This window comes from Streptomyces sp. CB02261, from assembly GCF_001905665.1.
GTDB lineage: Bacteria > Actinomycetota > Actinomycetes > Streptomycetales > Streptomycetaceae > Streptomyces.
The window spans coordinates 36815-55864 of the sequence record NZ_LIVX01000009.1 but is presented as its reverse complement, the minus strand read 5'-3'; the positions used below and the strand labels follow the sequence as shown (position 1 = coordinate 55864).

Here is a 19050-nt window from a genome sequence, read left to right as displayed (position 1 = left end):
ACGAGCAAGGCAGACATGGAAACGCCCCCTCCGCAGACCGAACGCACCGAGCCCACCGAGGCGGACATCGCCGCCTTCGAGCTCCAGCTCGGCCGGCCGCCCCGCGGCCTGCGCGCCATCGCGCACCGCTGCCCGTGCGGCAACCCGGACGTCGTCGAGACCGCGCCCCGGCTTCCCGACGGCACGCCGTTCCCGACCACGTACTACCTGACCTGCCCCCGGGCGGCCTCGGCCATCGGGACCCTGGAGGCCAACGGGGTCATGAAGGAGATGCAGGCCCGGCTCGCCACCGACCCGGAGCTCGCCGCCGCCTACCGGGCCGCGCACGAGGACTACATCGCCCGCCGTGACGCCATCGAGGTCCTCGAAGGCTTCCCGAGCGCCGGCGGCATGCCGGACCGGGTCAAGTGCCTGCACGTCCTCGTCGGCCACTCGCTGGCCGCCGGCCCGGGCGTGAACCCCTTCGGCGACGAGGCGCTCGCGATGCTGCCGGAGTGGTGGGCGAAGGGGCCCTGCGTCACGCCGTGCGGCGAGGAGAAGGAGACCGCGGAATGACCCGGGTCGCCGGAATCGACTGCGGTACGAACTCCATCCGCCTGCTCGTCGCCGACGTGCACCCCGAGACGGGCGACCTCGTCGAGCTGGACCGGCGGATGACGATCGTCCGGCTCGGCCAGGGCGTCGACAGGACGGGCCGGCTCGCCCCCGAGGCCCTGGAGCGCACCTTCGCGGCCTGCCGCGAGTACGCCGAGGTCATCAGGGAGCTCGGCGCCGAGAGGCTCCGCTTCGTCGCCACCTCCGCCTCCCGCGACGCCGAGAACCGCGACGAGTTCGTGAACGGGGTTGTGGAGATCCTGGGCGTCGAGCCCGAGGTCATCACCGGCGACCAGGAGGCCGAGTTCTCCTTCACCGGCGCCACCGGCGAACTGCACGGCACGGAGACGTACCTCGTCGTGGACATCGGCGGCGGCTCCACCGAGTTCGTCACCGGCAACCGGCACGTCGAGGCGGCCCGCTCCGTCGACATCGGCTGCGTCCGGCTCACCGAGCGGCACGTCCGGCACGACCCGCCGACCGCCGAGGAGGCCGACGCGATCCGCGCCGACGTCCGCGCGGCGCTCGACCTGGCCGCCGAGACCGTGCCGATCGCCACCGCGGGGACCCTCGTGGGCCTCGCCGGATCGGTGACCACGGTCGCCGCGATCGCGCTCGGGCTCCCGGAGTACGACTCCGAGAAGATCCACCACGCCCGGATCTCCGCCGCCCAGGTCGCCGAGGTCACCGAGCGGCTGCTCGCCTCCACCCACGACGAACGGGCCGCGATCCCGGTCATCCACCCGGGCCGGGTCGACGTGATCATCGCCGGAGCGCTCGTCCTGAGGGAGATCGTGGAGCGCGTCGGAGCCTCCGAGGTCGTCGTCAGCGAGCACGACATCCTCGATGGGATCGCCCTATCCGTGGCATAGAAGGCGGCTATCGGGCCTGCCGACGGCACCCCCGTCGGGAAAGTTCGTGAAGTTCTTCACAAGGAAAAGGGCCCCGAGGGCGTCCGAAGGGGGCCGTTGGGCCCTCCGAGGGGTGCTCCGGGGCCCTTTCGCAGGTGCGGAGGCCGATTCGCTCGATGTTTCCATCGCGTGAACGGGCCCTGCGGTTCAGCGTTAACGGCGGCTCTCCGGGCCAGTTCACAAGGGGTGAACAACGTTCGCCCCTGCACCCCGGTTCCTTTGCAGCACCATGACATGGATCACGTGGGCGGCGCAGTGTAGCAGAGGTACCCGGAGAGCTTGTGAAGGGGCGCACGAGCACCCCCCTCAGACGGGGTGGATACTCGATGGCATGAGCACCACGGAGCGTCCCAGGATCCTCGTAGTAGGCGGCGGGTACGTAGGCCTGTACGCAGCTCGGCGCATCCTCAAGAAGATGCGCTACGCGGAGGCGACCGTCACGGTCGTCGACCCGCGGTCGTACATGACCTACCAGCCCTTCCTCCCCGAAGCCGCCGCCGGCAGCATCTCTCCGCGCCACGTCGTCGTCCCGCTGCGACGCGTCGTCCGCGGAGCCGAGGTGCTCACCGGCCGGGTCACCACCATCGACCAGGACCGCAAGGTCGCCACGATCGCGCCGCTCGTCGGCGAGGCGTACGAGCTGCCTTTCGACTACCTCGTCATCGCGATGGGCGCCGTCTCCCGTACCTTCCCGATCCCCGGCCTCGCCGAGCAGGGCATCGGCATGAAGGGCATCGAGGAGGCCATCGGCCTGCGCAACCACGTCCTCGAGCAGCTCGACAAGGCCGACTCGACCACCGACGAGGAGGTCCGCCGCAAGGCGCTGACCTTCGTCTTCGTGGGCGGCGGCTTCGCCGGCGCGGAGACCATCGGCGAGGTCGAGGACCTGGCCCGTGACGCCGCGAAGTACTACCAGAACGTGTCGCGCGAGGACATGCGCTTCGTCCTGGTCGACGCGGCCGACAAGATCCTCCCCGAGGTGGGCCCCAAGCTCGGCCAGTACGGCAAGGAGCACCTGGAGAGCCGCGGGATCGAGATCTACCTCGAGACCTCCATGGACTCCTGCGTCGACGGCCACGTCGTGCTGAAGAACGGCCTCGAGGTCGACTCCAACACGATCGTGTGGACCGCCGGCGTGAAGCCGAACCCGGCGCTCTCCCGCTTCGGTCTGCCGCTCGGCCCCCGCGGCCACGTGGACTGCAACGAGAAGCTCCAGATCAACGGCCTCGACTACGCGTGGGCCGCCGGCGACAACGCCCAGGTCCCGGACATGGTCGGCCGCAAGGCCGGCAACCCGAACGCCTGGTGCCCGCCGAACGCCCAGCACGCCCTGCGCCAGGCCAAGGTCCTCGGCGACAACGTGGTGGCCGGTATGCGCGGCTTCCCGCAGAAGGAGTACAGCCACGCCAACAAGGGCGCGGTGGCCGGACTCGGTCTGCACAAGGGCGTCGCGATGATCGTCATGGGCAAGGTGAAGATCAAGCTCAAGGGCCGTCTCGCCTGGTACATGCACCGTGGCTACCACGGCATGGCGATGCCGACCTGGAACCGCAAGATCCGCGTCTTCGCCGACTGGACCCTCGCGATGTTCCTCAAGCGTGAGGTCGTCTCCCTCGGCGCCATCGAGACGCCGCGCGAGGAGTTCTACGAGGCGGCCAAGCCCGCCCCCGCCCCGGCCGCCCCGGTGCAGGAGAAGGCCAAGGCCTCCTGACCGCGGCCGCGGTGAGCGCAGTACCAGCAGGACCCGCAGTACCCCCGCAAGGGCCGTCCGCCATCCGTGGTGCGGACGGCCCTTCGCGTGTTTTCCGGACGGATTGCGTTGCGGCGGGACTGGAAATGCCTACGGACGGTGTTCCCTTGGTGACGAGCATTTCTGGGGCACGAGATCACGGAGGTGTGCACCATGGCCGATGCCGCGTCGCGGCTGGCGACTCTCGCCGAGGAACTCCTCGGAGGACCGCTCCCGGTCCGACTGCGAGCCTGGGACGGCAGCGAAGCCGGCCCGGTGGGCGGCCCCGTCCTCATCGTCCGCGACCGCCGCGCCCTGCGCAGGATGATCTGGAAGCCCGGCGAACTGGGCCTGGCCCGCGCCTGGGTGGCGGGTGAGCTCGACGTCGAGGGCGACCTCTACGCGCTCCTGGACGGCCTCTCCGGCATCCTGTGGGAGCGCGCCGAGGACACCAGGGGCCTCCTCGACTCCGTACGCGACCCGAGGCTCCGCGCCGCCGCCCGGTCGCTGCTGCGGCTCGCGGGACCGCTGCCGCTGCTGCCGCGGCCGCCGGCCGAGGAGATCCGGGGCCGCAGCGGCGGCCGGCACAGCAAGCGGCGCGACAAGCAGGCGATCAGTCACCACTACGACGTGGGCAACGACTTCTACGAGATCGTCCTCGGCCCGTCGATGGTGTACTCCTGCGCGTACTGGACGCCGGACGGCTCACTCGAGGACGCCCAGCGGGACAAGCTGGACCTCATCGCCCGCAAGCTGAACCTCCAGGAGGGCGACCGGCTCCTCGACGTGGGCTGCGGCTGGGGCTCCATGGCCCTCCACGCCGCCCGCGAGTACGGCGCCCGGGTCGTCGGCATCACCCTCTCCCGCGAGCAGGCCGCGTACGCCCGCAAGCGCATCGCCGACGAGGGCCTGACGGACCGGATCGAGATCCGGGTCCAGGACTACCGGGACGTCGCCGACGGCCCGTACGACGCGATCTCCTCGATCGGCATGGCCGAGCACGTCGGCGAGGTCCGCTACCGGGAGTACGCCGACATCCTGTACGGGCTCCTGAAGCCCGGCGGACGGCTCCTCAACCACCAGATCTCCCGGCGCCCCGAGCCCGACGAGGAGGCGTACGAGGTCGACCCCTTCATCGACGCGTACGTCTTCCCCGACGGCGAACTCGCCCCGATGGGCCGCACGCTGAGCACCCTGGAGGCGGCCGGCTTCGAGGTCAGGGACGTGGAGGCGATCCGCGAGCACTACGCGCTCACCCTGCGCCGCTGGGTCGCCAACCTGGAGCGCGAGTGGGACCGGGCGGTCCGGCTCACCTCGCCCGGCCGCGCCAGGATCTGGCGGCTCTACATGGCGGCCTCCGCCGTCTCCTTCGAGCGCAACCGGATCGGCGTGAACCAGTTCCTCGCCGTGAAGACCCCGGTGTCGGGGCGGAGCGGTACGGCGCTGCGGCCGCGCGTCTGGAACGAGAAGGCCTGACGTACGGCGAAGGGCCGGCCTCCCGGGGTGGGAGGCCGGCCCTTCGTCCGGGGCGCGGTGCCTACTCGGCCTTGATGGCGGCCAGCATGTTCAGCCTCGCCGCGCTCCGGGCCGGCCACAGGGAGGCGAGGACGCCGACCAGGGCGGCCAGGACCAGGAAGATCCCGATCCGGTCCCAGGGCAGGACCAGGGCGTAGCCCGGCAGGCTGTTCTTGAAGGTCTCGCCGATGGCCCAGCCGAGGAACGAGCCGAGGCCGATGCCGACGACCGCGCCGAACACCGAGATGACCACGGCCTCCAGACGGACCATCCGCTTCACACGGCGCCGGTCGAGACCGATCGCCCGCAGCATGCCGATCTCCTGCTGCCGCTCGAAGACGGACATCGCGAGGGTGTTGACGACACCGAGGACGGCGATGACCAGGGCCATCGCGAGCAGGCCGTAGACGATGTTCAGGAGCATGTTGATCTGCCCGCCGAACGCGTCGCGGATGTCCTTCTTGTCCATCACGGTGATCGCGGGGTTCTCACCCAGGGCCTTCGACAGGGCCTTCTCGTGCGCCTCGGACGGGCCGCCCTCCGTCGCGACGAAGATCTGCGGCGTGTGGGCCTGCTGCTCGTGCGCGTCGATCACCTTGTGGTCGATCATGACGGGCGAGAGGAACTCGCTGTCCTCGTAGACCGCGCCGACGGTGAGCTTGCCCTTGACCTTGTCGAGGTACTCGACCGGGACGGTGTCGCCGACCTTCAGGCCGCGCTTGGCCGCCGTCTTGTCCGCGACGGCGATCTTGCCCTCGCCGAGGGAGGCGAGCGAGCCGTTCACGACGGTGACCTTGAGGACCTTCTCGATGGCGCCGGGGGTGACGCCGGAGGCCGAGACGAAGTCGCCCTTGATCTCCAGCGCGCCGGCCTGCTGCGGGGAGACCGCCGTGACGCCCGGAGCCTTCTCCAGGGCGGCCAGCGCCTCCTTGCTGAGGCCGTCACCGCTCGCCATGGTGATCATGTAGTCGGCCTTGATCTGGTCGACCGTCATCTTGTCGAGGGCCGTGCCGACGGTCGAGCCGAGCACCGAGAGACCGGTGACGAGGGTGAGGCCGATGGCGAGGGCGGAGGCGGTGGCGCCGGTGCGGCGCGGGTTGCGGACCGCGTTCAGGCCGGCGAGCTTGCCGGAGACCCCGAAGAAGTTCACGAAGACCGGACGGATCACGGCGATCACGGGCCGGGACAGGAACGGGATCAGCACGATCACACCGATGAGGGTGAGGAACGCGCCGCCCGCGATGAGCATCCGGCCGTCGTCGCCGCCCTGGCCCGCGCCGAGCACGATGAGCACGGCGCCGAGCGCGGTGACGGCCGCGCCGATCGCGTTCCGTACGACGAGGGACTTGGCGTTGGGGGTCGCGTGCACGCTGTTCATGGCGGCGACCGGCGGGATCTTCGCGGCGCGGCGGCCCGGCAGCCAGGCGGCGAACATGGTGATGAGGACGCCGACGGCGAAGGCGGAGAGGACCGGGGTGGTCCCGAGGACGAGGTCGCCGTCCGGGAGCTTCATCTCGAAGGCGCTCATGGCCGAGCGGAGAAGGACGGCCATGCCGATGCCCAGGACGTAGCCGACGGCGGAGGCGACCAGGCCGACGAGACCGGCCTCGGCCAGGACGGAGCGGGTGATCTGCTTGCGCGAGGCACCCACCGCGCGCATCAGCGCCAGTTCCTTGGTGCGCTGGGCGACCAGCATGGTGAAGGTGTTGGAGATCAGGAAGACGCCGACGAACAGGGCGATGCCCGCGAAGCCCAGCAGCACCTGGTTGAGCGCGCCCAGGCCGGCCTCGATGTCCTTGGCCTCCTGGTCGGCGAGGGCCTGGCCGGTCTGCGCGGTGGCCGCCTTCGGGACGACCTTCAGGACCTCGGGGACGAGCGTGTCCGCGTCGGTGCCGGGGGTGGCGGTGACGGTCAGTTCGCGGAAGAAGCCGGGCTTCAGGTAGAGCTTCTGGGCCACGGAGGTGTCGAAGAGGACAAGGCTGCCGCCGGCGTTGACGGCGCCGTCCTCGGTGGTGAAGACACCGGAGAGCACGTACTCCTTCACCGGGCCGTTGGTGGCGACGCGGACGGTGTCACCGACCTTGTAGCCGCCCTTGTCCGCGGAGTCCCTGTCGAGCGCGACCTGGCCGTCCCGGACCGGCCCGCTGCCCGTGACGAAGGTGTACGCGCGGTCCTTGCCGTCCTTGCCGGGGGCGAAGTTGGTGCCCTTGTTGGACCAGCCGACGCCGATCAGCTTGCCGTCCTTGTCGGGCACACCGGCGAAGCCGTCGACGCGGGGGGTTACGGAGGCGACCCCGTCGAGCTTCCCGACGCGGTCGACGACCGCCTGGGACAGGCCGGGGGTCTTCTGGGCCTCCGCCTCGCTCGGGTGCATGCTGACGGCGACGGCCACGTCGTCGTAGCTCTTCGCGGACTGGCTGCGGAAGGCCTGGGAGAGGGTGTCGGTGAAGACGAGGGTGCCGGAGACGAAGGCCACGCCGAGCATCACGGCGAGGACGGTCATCAGCAGTCTCGCCTTGTGCGCGAGGACGTTGCGCAGGGCGGTACGGAACATGGGTGTGTCCTGAAGGAAAGGGGGGCGGAGGGCGGGGCGACGCGGGCCGGACCGGTTCGGGTCCGGTTCCGGCGGGGGGCGTCAGCTCGTGCGGCCCTTGGCGTCGAAGGCCTTCATGCGGTCGAGCACGCCGTCCGCCGACGGGTGCAGCATCTCGTCGACGATCCGGCCGTCCGCGAGGAAGATGACGCGGTCCGCGTAGGAGGCGGCCGCCGGGTCGTGGGTGACCATGACGACGGTCTGGCCCAGCTCGCGCACCGAGTTGCGGAGGAAGCCGAGGACCTCGGCGCCGGAGCGGGAGTCCAGGTTTCCGGTGGGCTCGTCACCGAAGATGATCTCGGGGCGGGAGGCGAGGGCGCGGGCCACGGCCACGCGCTGCTGCTGGCCGCCGGAGAGCTCGGTCGGGCGGTGGCTGAGGCGGGCGGAGAGGCCGAGCATGTCGATGACCTGCTGGACCCACTGCTTGTCGGGCTTGCGGCCCGCGATGTCCATCGGCAGCGTGATGTTCTCCAGGGCCGTCAGCGTCGGGAGCAGGTTGAAGGCCTGGAAGATGAAGCCGATCTTGTCCCGGCGGAGCTGGGTGAGCTGCTTGTCCTTCAGTGTGGACAGCTCCGTCTCACCGATCCGGACCGAACCGGAGGAGAAGGAGTCGAGACCGGCGACGCAGTGCATGAGGGTCGACTTGCCGGAGCCGGAGGGGCCCATGATCGCGGTGAACTCGCCCTGACGGAAGTCCACGCTGACCCGGTCGAGCGCGACCACCTGGGTCTCTCCCTGTCCGTAGACCTTGGAGAGATCCGAGGCGCGGGCGGCCACCGCGGTGGCACGGGACACGGTGGGGGTGGTGGTCACGAGGGACTCCTGTCACTGCGGGGCTGTTGCGGGAACCCCTCCATCGTGTCGAGCGTTCCGGGCCCGGGCGTCCGTCCACGTGCCCGTTCCCGGGGCAGCCTGGAGTCGGACCGGGGGTCCGGATCGTCCTCCTGAGGTATGACGGCGTCCCTGACGGACGGCTCGCGGCGGCGTCCGGCCGACGTGACAGAAGTGCGACGACTTTTCGTCATTCCGGGGGGTGCGGCTTTGCGCCTGCGACCCCTGTCACAGTTTGGCGAAATGGCTCCCACCTGCACTGACGCACCCTCAGACGTCAATAAAATAAGACAACATCGGACGGACGGTTCCGCTGAACGAGGGAAGCGTCCCGATAGGCTCATGTGCCAACGCGGAGCTTCGCGACGCCCGGATGGTGGAATGCAGACACGGCGAGCTTAAACCTCGCTGGCCTTCGGGCCGTACCGGTTCGAGTCCGGTTCCGGGCACCACCCGAGCCCCAGGTCCGAGCCTGCGGCCCGGCGAAGCCGCTCCCCTCACACGACGGCCGCCCGCGCACCCTCGCGCGCGCGGAAAAAGATCCTCCCCGAGCACTAGAGAGTTTCTTTTGCCTACGCATTACTCTTGACGAGAGGCCGCGCACATGCGGCACGCCATGGAGGAGTGAGATGAGGAGCAGCAACCCGGTCTTCTCGCGACGGGGGTTCAGCCGCGACACCGGCACCGCGGGCTTCAACGGCCAGCAGCCGCAGGCCGGGGGCCCCGCCGTCGGAGCGAACCCGTACGCCACCGGCAACCCGTATGCCGAAGGTGCGACGAACCCGTACGCGACCAACCCGTACGCCCCGCAGGACACGCAGCTCGGCGCGCCCCAGCAGGCCCGCGGCGACGTGATGACGATCGACGACGTCGTGAGCCGTACGGCCATGACGCTCGGCACGGTCGTGCTCACCGCCGTCCTCTCCTGGTTCCTGCTGCCGGTGGACCCGGCCAACCTGGGCAAGTCCTACGGCATCGCCATCGGCGCCGCCCTGGTCGCGCTCGTGCTGGCGCTCGTGCAGTCCTTCAAGCGCAAGGCGTCGCCCGCGCTGATCCTGGGCTACGCGGCCTTCGAGGGTGTCTTCCTCGGAGTGATCTCGGCCGCCGTCTCGACGTACATCGCCGACGGCGTGGTCATCCAGGCGGTCCTGGGCACGATGGCGGTCTTCGCCGGTGTCCTGATCGCCTACAAGATGGGCTGGATCCGCGTCAACCGACGCTTCTACGGCTTCGTCATGGCCGCCGCCATGGGCTTCATGCTGCTCATGGTGGTGAACCTGCTGTTCTCCGTCTTCGCGGGCGGTGACGGCCTCGGCTTCCGCAGCGGCGGCCTCGGCATCCTCTTCGGTGTCATCGGTGTCATCCTGGGCGCCTGCTTCCTCGCCCTCGACTTCAAGCAGGTCGAGGACGGCGTGAACTACGGCGCGCCGCGCGAGGAGGCCTGGCTGGCCGCCTTCGGTCTCACCATGACCCTGGTGTGGATCTACCTGGAGATGCTGCGTCTGCTGTCGATCCTGCAGGGCGACGACTGACGTACCCCTGACTCGGGGGAAGGGCCCGTCCGGCTTCACGCCGGGCGGGCCCTTCCGTGTGTCCGGGCCGGTCTAGCGGGTGGCGGCGTCCAGGAGGACGCGGGCGGCCGCCTTCGCCTGGGCGGCCGGTTCGGGGGAGCCGGTGATGCCCGCGACGGCCATGGCGCCGTTGGCGAGCAGGGACAGCTGGCCGGCGAGGACGGGCGGGGCGCCGAGGGCGTCCGTCTGCTCGGCGAAGTACGCCCGCAGGGCCTCCTTGTGGTCGCGGGCGAGGGCGGCGACCGAGGGCGTGACCCCGCCCAGCTCGCCGAAGGTGTTGATGAACGCGCACCCCCGGAAGTCGGGCTCCGCGAACCAGCCGGCCAGCCAGTCGAAGACCGCCAGCGCCCGCTCGTACGGCCCGTCGGCGACCCGCTCGCCGTGCGCGGTGAGGGCGGCGCGCACGGCCTCGTCACGGCGCCGCAGGACGGCCTCCACCAGGAGGTCCTTCGAGGGGAAGACCTGGTAGAGCCGCTTGAGCGAGACGCCGGACGCGGTGCGGATGGCGTCCATGCCGACCGCCTGCACCCCGCGTTCGTCGAAGAGCCGCCCGGCGGTGTCGAGCACCTTGAGCTCGGCGGATTCCGCGTCCATCGTCCGATCACCCCTTGCGTGGAGAACCATCGTTCTCGTAGCCTACAGGGCATCGGGAGAACGATCGTTCTCCCGGTCGGAACCGCACACCCGAAACGGGGAGTCAGCCATGTCCGCCTTCGCCCAGCGCACCCGCACCGTCACCGTCGACGGACTCGACGTCTTCTACCGGGAGGCCGGCGACCCGGCGAACCCCACCCTCGTCCTGCTGCACGGCTTCCCGAGCAGCTCGCACATGTACCGGGGTCTGATCGCCGAGCTCGCCGACGCGTACCACCTGATCGCCCCCGACCACATCGGCTTCGGCGCCTCCGCCGCGCCCGCCGTCGACGACTTCACGTACAGCTTCGACCGGCTCACCGAGATCACCCTGAAGCTGCTCGACCGGCTCGGCGCCGACCGGTTCGCCCTCTACCTCCAGGACTACGGCGCCCCCATCGGCCTGCGCATCGCCTCCCGGTACCCCGAGCGGGTCACCGCCCTGGTCAGCCAGAGCGGCAACGCCTACCTGGAGGGCTTCACGCCCTTCTGGGACGTGCTCTTCGCCCACGCCCGGGACCGCGCGGCGAACGAGGCGGCGGTGCGGGAGCTGCTGACCGCCGAGGCCACCCGCTGGCAGTACACCCACGGCGTACCCGCCGACCGCCTCGACCGGATCGCCCCCGAGACCTGGACCCTCGACCAGGCCGGCCTCGACCGGCCCGGCAACAAGGAGATCCAGCTCCAGCTCTTCTGGGACTACCAGTTCAACCTGGACGGCTACCCCGCCTTCCAGGAGTACTTCCGCACCCACCGCCCGCCGCTGCTCGCGGCCTGGGGGCGCGGCGACGAGATCTTCGGGCCCGCCGGCGCGGAGGCCTTCGCCCGCGACCTGCCGGACGCCGAGATCCACCTCCTGGACGCCGGGCACTTCGCCCTGGAGACCCACGGCGAGGAGATCGCCGCACTCGTCCGGGACTTCCTCGGCCGTCACGTGAGGTGAGCCGGGGGCGGGCCCGCGGCCGGATCAGAGCAGCCTGCGGGCCGCCCGCCGCAGGTCGTACTCGTGCAGGATCGCCTTCGCGTGGCCGTACGTCAGCTCGTGCGCCCCGCGGAGCCAGTTCACCCGGTCCTCGAAACGGAGGAGGGAAGGGCCCTCGTCGACGGTGCGCATCCAGTCGGCGATCTCACGGCCGGTGCGGCGCGGGATCCGGGCCAGCATGTTGCGGTGGGTCTCAGCGGAGAATGTGTGGGACATCGGCGCCTCCGGACGCGTCGTACCGTGTGCTCCTCGTACTCCTTCACGTCACCGTGCCGAAGCGTTCGCCCGTTGGCAAGGGGGCCGGGACGGCGCGTAGGGTCGCGGGGTGCGCGATACGAGTGAACTGACCGCCGCCGTCGAGCGCTTCGCCGACCGGCTGCGGGCCGCCCCGCAGAGCCGCCTCCAGCGCGGCGCGGCGGCCGAAGGACTTGCCCTCGCCCGCGAGCTCGCCGTGCGGGCCCAGCGCGCCGAGGACCCCGAGCGGGAGCCCGCGCTCATGCCCGACGCGGGCGTCTTCACCGTCGCCGACCAGCTCGTCGTCGCCGGGAACGATCTGGCCGAGATCCTGCGAACGGCCCCGGCCGATTCCCGCGAGGGGGAACTGGGCGAGGCCGTGAGGCTGGTACGTGAGGCGGCGGAACGCTCGGGGCTGTAGCCGGGGGTCTCGGACCTACAGCGAGGCGATGACGCGGTCCGCCAGGATGTAGACGTTCTCCTCGTCCGAATCGCCGTACGAGAAGGTGAGGGCGAAGGCGCCCGAGACGCCCGAGCCGCCGAGCAGCACCGGGGTGCGCCCGGAGCGCAGGGCCTCGGCCAGACGCTCCGCGGTCTCGCGGTGACCCGGGGTCATACAGAGCGTCGTGCCGTCCGCGAAGACGTACACGTCGAGCGTGCCGAGCGGGCCCGGCCGCACGTCGGTCAGCGCCGTGCCGGTGTCGGCCAGCTCCTCCAGACGGGACACCGTCCGCTCGTGGTCGGTGACGACCGGCGTCTGCACCGGGACGAAGTCCGGGTGCGAGGGGTGACGGCGGCGGGCCGCCGCCAGCTCCGCCGAGTCCTCCGGGTACTCGTCGAAGACGTCGAACGCGTCGGGGCCGTCGAGCGAGGCGGCCTCCGCCTCCATGGCCTCCAGGGCCATCGCCTCAAGACCCACGAAGTCGGCCTGGCGCGGCATGAAGAAGGAGCCGTCCTCCGCCGGGCCGCCGAGGCCGCCGAGCAGCGACGGGGCGTCGGCCGCGTCACGGGCCTCCTGCGCGGCCCAGAAGGCACGCGCCTCCGCGAGCTCGCGCTCGCGTTCCTCGGCCAGCGCGTCCGCGACCGCGGCCCGTATCTCCGCGGCGGGCGTCGCGCGGGCGGCGGGAACGGTGACGGCGCGCCCGGCCGCCAGTTCGCCGCGCAGGGCGGTGACCTGCTTGCGGAGACCGTGGACGGCGTGCAGGGCGGCAGCGCCCACGGCCGTGGCAGCGGCCGTGGTCAGCAGCAGGGCAAGAGGCATGGTGCTCACTGACGTACTCCCGATTCCGAGTCGATCCCCCGACTTCCTACATCAGCTTGTCCTGGGGTGGGGCCTGTTGTCAGTGCATTACGTCACGAATTGGACAGGTATTTCTGCCAGGTGTTTAGTCCCGAAACCACTCTGACCTGGGAAAACGAACTCCCCCGGGACGTAGGTCACATCCTGGGGGAGATTCGGTCACGGCTCGGACGCGGGGCGGTTGGCGCCGGGGCCGCCCGGAGAGGCGCGCGGGCGGAACGGTCCGTTCAGGCCCCGGACCCGCGGGGTCAGCTCAGGCGCTCGATCACCATCGCCATGCCCTGGCCACCACCGACGCACATGGTCTCGAGACCGAACTGCTTGTCGTGGAACTGCAGGCTGTTGATCAGCGTGCCGGTGATGCGGGCGCCGGTCATGCCGAAGGGGTGGCCGACGGCGATCGCGCCACCGTTGACGTTCACCTTGTCCAGATCCAGACCCAGCTCCTGGTAGGACGGGATGACCTGGGCGGCGAAGGCCTCGTTGATCTCGGCCAGGTCGATGTCGCCGATGGTCAGGCCGGCGCGCTGGAGGGCCTGCTTCGACGCCTCGACCGGGCCGAGGCCCATGATCTCGGGGGAGAGGCCGGAGACGCCGGTGGAGACGATCCGCGCCAGCGGCGTGAGGCCGAGCTCGCGGGCCTTGGTGTCCGACATGATCACGAGGGCGGCGGCGCCGTCGTTCAGCGGGCAGCAGTTGGCGGCGGTGACCAGGCCGTCGGGGCGGAACACCGGCTTCAGGCCCTGCACGCCCTCCAGGGTGACGCCGGCGCGCGGGCCGTCGTCCGTGGAGACGACCGTGCCGTCGGGGAGCGTCACCGGGGTGATCTCGCGCTCCCAGAAGCCGTTCTTGATGGCCTGCTCGGCGAGGTTCTGCGAGCGGACGCCGAACTCGTCCATCTCCTGGCGGCTGATGCCCTTGAGTCGGGCCAGGTTCTCCGCGGTCTGGCCCATCGCGATGTACGCGTCCGGGACGACGCCGTCCTCGCGCGGGTCGTGCCAGGTGGAGCCCTCGGAGGCGGCGACCTCGGCGGTGCGGGCCTCGGCCTCGGCGAAGAACGGGTTGTGCGTGTCGGGCAGCGAGTCCGAGTTGCCCTTCACGAAGCGGGACACCATCTCGACACCGGCCGAGATGAAGACGTCGCCCTCGCCCGCCTTGATCGCGTGCAGCGCCATGCGGGAGGTCTGCAGCGAGGAGGAGCAGTAGCGGGTGATCGTGCAGCCCGGCAGGTGGTCCATGCCCATCTGCACGGCGACGATCCGGCCCAGGTTGTTGCCCTGCTCGCCGCCGGGCAGACCGCAGCCCAGCATCAGGTCGTCGATGTCGCGCGGGTCGAGCTCGGGCACCTTCGCCAGGGCGGCCTGGACGATGGTCGCGGTGATGTCGTCCGGCCGCAGGTCCTTCAGGGAGCCCTTGAAGGCCCGGCCGATGGGGGAACGGGCGGTCGAGACGATCACGGCTTCGGGCATCACGGCTCCATGAGGGTGCGGAGGGGGCGGACTGAAAGGGAAGTTACCCGTACGTACCGCGGTGGTCACCGCCCAGACGGTGTGACGCGGGCCTCTTTTCTAAGCGAGCGCTCAGTCATCCCGCCCCTCCGTCCCCACCCGCACCACCCGTACGGCCCGGGAGAGAGCGTCACGTCTGGGCGTCCTCCGGGGCGGGGGCCGGGGTCTCCGCGGCCGGCAGCCTCCTCCGCCGCCGGTGCTTCAGCAGCGCCCACGGGGCCCGCGCCCCCGTCACCTCGGTACCCGCCTCCCGCACCGCCTCCGCCGCGGCCTTCGCCACCGGCAGCATGTTCTCCCGGCGCGCCGGCTCGAGGCGGTCGGTCTCCGGCCAGACCCCGAGCACCGCGCACACCGTCGGCAGGACGGCCATCGCCGCCGTCGCGTACCCCTCCGCCGAGGGGTGGAAGTTGTCCACCCCGAACATCTCGCGCGGGTTCGCCGCGAACTCGGGGCCCAGCAGGTCACCGAGCGACACCGTCCGCCCGCCCTGCTCCACCACCACGATCGTCTGCGCCGCCGCCAGCTGCCGGGAAGCCCGCCGGGCCAGCCAGCGCAGCGGCTGGTACACCGGCTCGATCGTCCCCAGATCAGGGCACGTGCCGACCACCACCTCCGCCCCCGCCGTCCGCAGCCGCCGCACCGCCGACGCCAGGAGCCGTACCGACTCCGTCGGCGCCATGCGATGCGTCACATCGTTCGCCCCGATCATGATCACGCACACGTCCGGCGGCCCCAGCGGCTGGGCGAGCAGCAGCGACACCTGGCGCTCCAGATCGTCCGAGCGCGCCCCGGACAGCGCCACGTTCCGCAGCACCACCGGCCGCTCGGCCACCGCCGCGAGCCCGGAGGCGAGCAGCGCGCCCGGCGTCTGGCCCGAGCGGCGCACTCCCTGGCCCGCAGCCGTGGAATCACCCAGAAGGGCCAGTCGCAGCGGGTCGTCCGTGCCGAACGCGCGCCCGTACAGGCCGTCCGCGCCGGGCGGCAGAGGGGCCGCGCCCCCGCCCACCGTCCGCTTCGCGAGCTGCATCTCGGCCAGCAGGACGCCCACGGCCGCCACCCCCAGCAGCCCGATACTCCCGCCGCCGTACGCCGCGCCCGCCGCGATCCGCCGCGCCACCCTCGCCCTCGACATGAGGCCGTCACCTCCTTCAAGCCGTTCAGGGTCTAACTGCCCCGTAACCCGCTCCGACTACGCATACGCTGGCCACACCATTACGGAGACCCCGGAGATTACGGTGCAATTCCACGACTCGATGATCAGCCTCGTCGGCAACACCCCGCTGGTGAAGCTCAACAACGTCACAGCGGGCATTCAGGCGACCGTCCTGGCCAAGGTCGAGTACTTCAACCCCGGCGGCTCGGTCAAGGACCGCATCGCGCTGCGGATGATCGAGGCGGCCGAGCAGAGCGGAGAGCTGAAGCCCGGCGGCACCATCGTCGAGCCCACGTCCGGCAACACCGGCGTCGGCCTGGCGATCGTGGCCCAGCAGAAGGGCTACAAGTGCATCTTCGTCTGCCCGGACAAGGTGTCGCTCGACAAGATCAACGTACTGCGGGCGTACGGCGCCGAGGTCGTCGTCTGCCCCACGGCGGTCGACCCGGAGCACCCGGACTCGTACTACAACGTCTCGGACCGGCTGGTCCGTGAGACGCCCGGTGCCTGGAAGCCCGACCAGTACTCCAACCCGAACAACCCGCGCTCCCACTACGAGACCACCGGTCCCGAGCTCTGGGAGCAGACGGACGGGAAGATCACCCACTTCGTGGCGGGCGTCGGTACCGGCGGCACCATCTCCGGCACCGGCAACTACCTCAAGGAGGTCAGCGGCGGCTCCGTCAAGGTCATCGGCGCCGACCCGGAGGGGTCCGTCTACTCCGGCGGCTCCGGCCGCCCGTACCTCGTCGAGGGCGTCGGCGAGGACTTCTGGCCGACCGCGTACGACCGGAACGTCACGGACCGGATCGTCGCCGTGTCCGACAAGGACTCGTTCCAGATGACCCGCCGCCTCGCCAAGGAGGAGGGCCTCCTCGTCGGCGGCTCCTGCGGCATGGCCGTCGTCGCCGCCCTGGAGGTCGCCAGGGAGCTCGGCCCCGACGACGTCGTCGTCGTCCTGCTGCCGGACTCGGGGCGCGGCTACATGTCCAAGATCTTCAGCGACGAGTGGATGGCCGGACACGGCTTCCTGGAGGACACCTCCACCGCCACCGTCGCGGACGTCCTGCGCCACAAGGAGGGCGTCATGCCCTCCCTCGTCCACATGCACCCGGACGAGACCGTCGGCCAGGCCATCGAGGTGCTGCGCGAGTACGGCGTCTCCCAGATGCCCATCGTCAAGCCCGGCGCCGGCCACCCCGACGTGATGGCCGCCGAGGTCGTCGGCTCGGTCGTCGAGCGCGAGCTCCTCGACGCGCTCTTCACGAAGCGCGCCTCCCTGGAGGACCCGCTGGAGCGCCACATGAGCGCGCCGCTGCCGCAGGTCGGCTCCGGCGAGCCCGTCGCCGACCTGATGTCCGTCCTGGGCGAGGCCGACGCGGCGATCGTCCTGGTCGAGGGCAAGCCGACCGGTGTCGTCAGCCGTCAGGACCTGCTGGCCTTCCTGGCCAACGGCGGCACGAAGTAGGTCGTGCGGCCGTCCGTGAAGCAGTTCGTACAACCGGTACGAGGGCGACACGTATCGGCAGCACCCGCTTAACACTCGTCCGGCACATTGGTGGTTGTCGGCGTCACGGACTTCCGGAGCGGCTCCCGGGCCTCCACAGACGTCGCGGACGCGGAGACCGGTCCTGACCCGGGCCCGCGTCCCTCGCGGGGACCGCCGTCGTCCCGCCCCCCGGTCACGGGGGTGCGGCGGTCCCCGCGCTACTCCTTTCCCTCCCGTCACCCGGCTGCATATCCTTATGCAGAGTTTTTGGTGGGTGAATACGGGAAGGGGCGGCATGAGCGACAGCCCGGCCGGCCGGCTGCAGGCGCTCTTCGAGGGGCACCGGCTGACGCCGACGCAGCGGCGGATCGCGCACTGCATGGTGCGGCGCGCCGGTGACGTGCCGTTCCTGTCCAGTGTCGAGCTCGCCGAACTCGCCGGGGTCAGTCAGCCGTCCGTCACCCGGTTCGCCGTCGCCCTCGGCTTCGACGGGTACCCGGCGCTCCGCCGGCACCTCCGCGAGGTCGCGCCGCCCGAGGCCGGCGGCGGGGACGGCGGGGAGACGTTCAACGAGTACCAGACGGCCGTGCTCGCCGAGATCGAGAACCTCAGGCACCTCGCCGGGCTCCTCGCCGACCCGGCGCCCGTCGAGCGGGCCGGCCGGCTGCTCGCCGGCTCCCGGCCGCTGCTCGTCCTCGGGCTGCGGGCCGCCTCCTCGCAGGCGCGTGGCTTCGCCTACTTCGCCGCCAAGGTGCACCCCGACGTCCGCCTCCTCGACGAGGGCGGGTCGATGCTCACGGACCGCGTCGACGCGGCCGTACGGGCCGGTGCCACGGCCCTGCTGTGCTTCGCGCTGCCCCGGCACCCGCGGGAGGTCGTCGAGGCCCTGGAGTACGCGCGGACGGCCGGGCTCACCGTCGTGACCGTCGCCGAGTCGGCGTTCGCGCCGGTCGCCGCCCACAGCGACCTGCTGATCCCGGCCGCCGTCGGCACCGGGCTCGCCTTCGACACCGCCTGCGCGCCGATGATGCTCGGCCGGGTCCTCCTGGAGGCCATGGCCGACGGACTCCCGGACGCGCAGGCGCGCCTGGAGGAGTTCGACACGAAGGCGGCGGCGCGGGGCCTGTTCGTCGAATAGGCCCCCACGCGCGCGCCGGTGGCCGGGTCAGACGTCCAGCTCGTTCTCGATCTTCTTCAGCTGGTGGCGGGCCATCGCCAGGTTGGCGCGGCTCTTGTCGAGCGCCAGGTACAGGAAGAGGCCGTTGGTGCCGCGTCCCTTGAGCAGCCGGATCAGGTGGTAGTGCTGGCCGAGCGTGATGAGGATGTCCTCGATCTCGTCGTTGAGCCCCAGCATCTCCATCGCCCGGACCTTGGCCCGGACCACGTCGGTGTTGGCGGCCGCGGCCACGTTGAGGTCGAGGTCCTTGCCGCCGCCGATGGTGCCGAGCGCCATGCCGCTGGTGTAGTCGACGAGGGCCGCGCCGATCGCGCCGTCGATGGAGGCCGCTTCCTTGAGGGAGGTCTCGGTGTTCGCCATGGTGTCGTACTTCTTCCTTCTCGGGTTACGGGTTCGGTTGGTGTGCGGGTCGGTTCAGGTCTCTGCGCTCCAGCGCGCCGTCGACGAGTTCGCCTATCCGGGCGCTGGACCTGCGGGCCTCCAGATGGAGCCGCCCCACGTTGATCCGGGGCTCGGCCAGCAGCGTCAGGACGGCCGCGCCGCCCGCCGCGTAGGTGGCCACGTAGCCGTCGTCGCCGCGTACGAGCAGCTCGCGGAAGCGGCCCTGGCCGGTGGAGTCGGTCAGGCGCTGGCCGACCCCGAGGGCCGCGGCGGTCAGCGCGGCGACGCTCTCCGCCTCGCCGTCCACGGTGTCGTGGGCCAGGACGAGGCCGTCGGCGCTGGCCGCGAGCGCGCCGGTCAGCTGGGGCAGTCGGGCCCGCAGCCGTCTGAGCTCGCCGAGGACCTCGGCTTCTGCCGTCATGAGCTGTTTCCTTTCGGCGCGCAGGCGC

The 19050-nt window shown here is 71.1% G+C and carries 18 protein-coding genes and 1 tRNA gene; 10 read left to right on the top strand and 9 right to left on the bottom strand.

The window, feature by feature from the left end:
* Positions 1-15 precede the first annotated feature (15 nt).
* The 4 genes from AMK29_RS27055 to AMK29_RS27040 all read left to right on the top strand — a co-directional run bounded on the left by AMK29_RS27055 (position 16) and on the right by AMK29_RS27040 (position 4710).
* A complete protein-coding gene (locus tag AMK29_RS27055; protein WP_073818006.1) occupies positions 16-555 on the top strand; it encodes a DUF501 domain-containing protein in 540 nt (179 codons plus the stop codon).
* Complete coding sequence (locus AMK29_RS27050; RefSeq protein ID WP_073818004.1) at positions 552-1466, top strand: Ppx/GppA phosphatase family protein; 915 nt, start codon at positions 552-554, stop codon at positions 1464-1466. Before AMK29_RS27055 ends, AMK29_RS27050 begins: the two co-directional genes overlap by 4 nt.
* Positions 1467-1836: 370 nt before the next feature.
* The gene (locus AMK29_RS27045; protein ID WP_055599388.1) at positions 1837-3216 is read left to right on the top strand and encodes an NAD(P)/FAD-dependent oxidoreductase; all 1380 of its coding nucleotides are present in this window, start codon (positions 1837-1839) and stop codon (positions 3214-3216) included.
* Positions 3217-3408: 192 nt separating this feature from the next.
* The gene (locus AMK29_RS27040) at positions 3409-4710 is read left to right on the top strand and encodes an SAM-dependent methyltransferase (RefSeq protein ID WP_073818003.1); all 1302 of its coding nucleotides are present in this window, start codon (positions 3409-3411) and stop codon (positions 4708-4710) included.
* Positions 4711-4771: 61 nt separating this feature from the next.
* Here AMK29_RS27040 and AMK29_RS27035 read toward each other — a convergent pair whose 3' ends face one another.
* Complete coding sequence (locus AMK29_RS27035) at positions 4772-7303, bottom strand: ABC transporter permease (protein ID WP_073818001.1); 2532 nt, start codon at positions 7301-7303, stop codon at positions 4772-4774.
* 81 nt (positions 7304-7384) lie between these two features.
* Entirely contained in the window at positions 7385-8155 is a 771-nt protein-coding gene (locus tag AMK29_RS27030; protein WP_073817999.1) for an ABC transporter ATP-binding protein, read from the bottom strand.
* Between the two features lie 385 nt (positions 8156-8540).
* Between AMK29_RS27030 and AMK29_RS27025 the strand changes: the two genes are divergently transcribed.
* Positions 8541-8625, top strand: a tRNA-Leu gene (locus tag AMK29_RS27025).
* Positions 8626-8802: 177 nt separating this feature from the next.
* Positions 8803-9705, top strand: a complete 903-nt coding sequence (locus tag AMK29_RS27020) for a Bax inhibitor-1/YccA family protein (protein WP_073817998.1) — start codon at positions 8803-8805, stop codon at positions 9703-9705.
* A 72-nt stretch (positions 9706-9777) separates the two neighbouring features.
* Here AMK29_RS27020 and AMK29_RS27015 read toward each other — a convergent pair whose 3' ends face one another.
* Positions 9778-10338, bottom strand: a complete 561-nt coding sequence (locus AMK29_RS27015) for a TetR/AcrR family transcriptional regulator (RefSeq protein WP_073817996.1) — start codon at positions 10336-10338, stop codon at positions 9778-9780.
* A gap of 109 nt (positions 10339-10447) precedes the next feature.
* Here AMK29_RS27015 and AMK29_RS27010 point away from each other — a divergent pair, with 109 nt between their 5' ends.
* The gene (locus AMK29_RS27010) at positions 10448-11320 is read left to right on the top strand and encodes an alpha/beta fold hydrolase (protein WP_073817994.1); all 873 of its coding nucleotides are present in this window, start codon (positions 10448-10450) and stop codon (positions 11318-11320) included.
* Between the two features lie 24 nt (positions 11321-11344).
* Here the strand turns inward: AMK29_RS27010 and AMK29_RS27005 are convergent, their stop codons facing one another.
* Entirely contained in the window at positions 11345-11575 is a 231-nt protein-coding gene (locus AMK29_RS27005) for a DUF4287 domain-containing protein (protein WP_073817993.1), read from the bottom strand.
* A 109-nt stretch (positions 11576-11684) separates the two neighbouring features.
* Between AMK29_RS27005 and AMK29_RS27000 the strand changes: the two genes are divergently transcribed.
* Positions 11685-12014, top strand: coding sequence for a hypothetical protein (locus AMK29_RS27000; RefSeq protein WP_073817991.1), 330 nt, complete (start codon positions 11685-11687; stop codon positions 12012-12014).
* A 15-nt stretch (positions 12015-12029) separates the two neighbouring features.
* Here AMK29_RS27000 and AMK29_RS26995 read toward each other — a convergent pair whose 3' ends face one another.
* The 3 genes from AMK29_RS26995 to AMK29_RS26985 all read right to left on the bottom strand — a co-directional run bounded on the left by AMK29_RS26995 (position 12030) and on the right by AMK29_RS26985 (position 15518).
* Positions 12030-12863, bottom strand: a complete 834-nt coding sequence (locus AMK29_RS26995; protein WP_073817990.1) for a hypothetical protein — start codon at positions 12861-12863, stop codon at positions 12030-12032.
* 278 nt (positions 12864-13141) lie between these two features.
* Positions 13142-14362, bottom strand: coding sequence for an acetyl-CoA C-acetyltransferase (locus AMK29_RS26990; protein ID WP_073817988.1), 1221 nt, complete (start codon positions 14360-14362; stop codon positions 13142-13144).
* Positions 14363-14531: 169 nt separating this feature from the next.
* Positions 14532-15518 (bottom strand): SGNH/GDSL hydrolase family protein, encoded by a 987-nt coding sequence (locus AMK29_RS26985; protein ID WP_073818391.1) that lies wholly within the window; start codon positions 15516-15518, stop codon positions 14532-14534.
* A gap of 118 nt (positions 15519-15636) precedes the next feature.
* Between AMK29_RS26985 and AMK29_RS26980 the strand changes: the two genes are divergently transcribed.
* Both AMK29_RS26980 and AMK29_RS26975 read left to right on the top strand, forming a co-directional pair.
* Entirely contained in the window at positions 15637-17022 is a 1386-nt protein-coding gene (locus AMK29_RS26980) for a cystathionine beta-synthase (RefSeq protein WP_073817987.1), read from the top strand.
* A 316-nt stretch (positions 17023-17338) separates the two neighbouring features.
* A complete protein-coding gene (locus AMK29_RS26975; RefSeq protein WP_073817985.1) occupies positions 17339-18181 on the top strand; it encodes a MurR/RpiR family transcriptional regulator in 843 nt (280 codons plus the stop codon).
* Positions 18182-18208: 27 nt separating this feature from the next.
* On the opposite strand, the gene AMK29_RS26970 is transcribed toward AMK29_RS26975, so the two are convergent.
* Both AMK29_RS26970 and AMK29_RS26965 read right to left on the bottom strand, forming a co-directional pair.
* Entirely contained in the window at positions 18209-18580 is a 372-nt protein-coding gene (locus AMK29_RS26970) for a hypothetical protein (RefSeq protein WP_073817983.1), read from the bottom strand.
* Between the two features lie 25 nt (positions 18581-18605).
* Positions 18606-19022, bottom strand: coding sequence for a roadblock/LC7 domain-containing protein (locus tag AMK29_RS26965; RefSeq protein WP_382617629.1), 417 nt, complete (start codon positions 19020-19022; stop codon positions 18606-18608).
* Between the last annotated feature and the right edge of the window lie 28 nt (positions 19023-19050).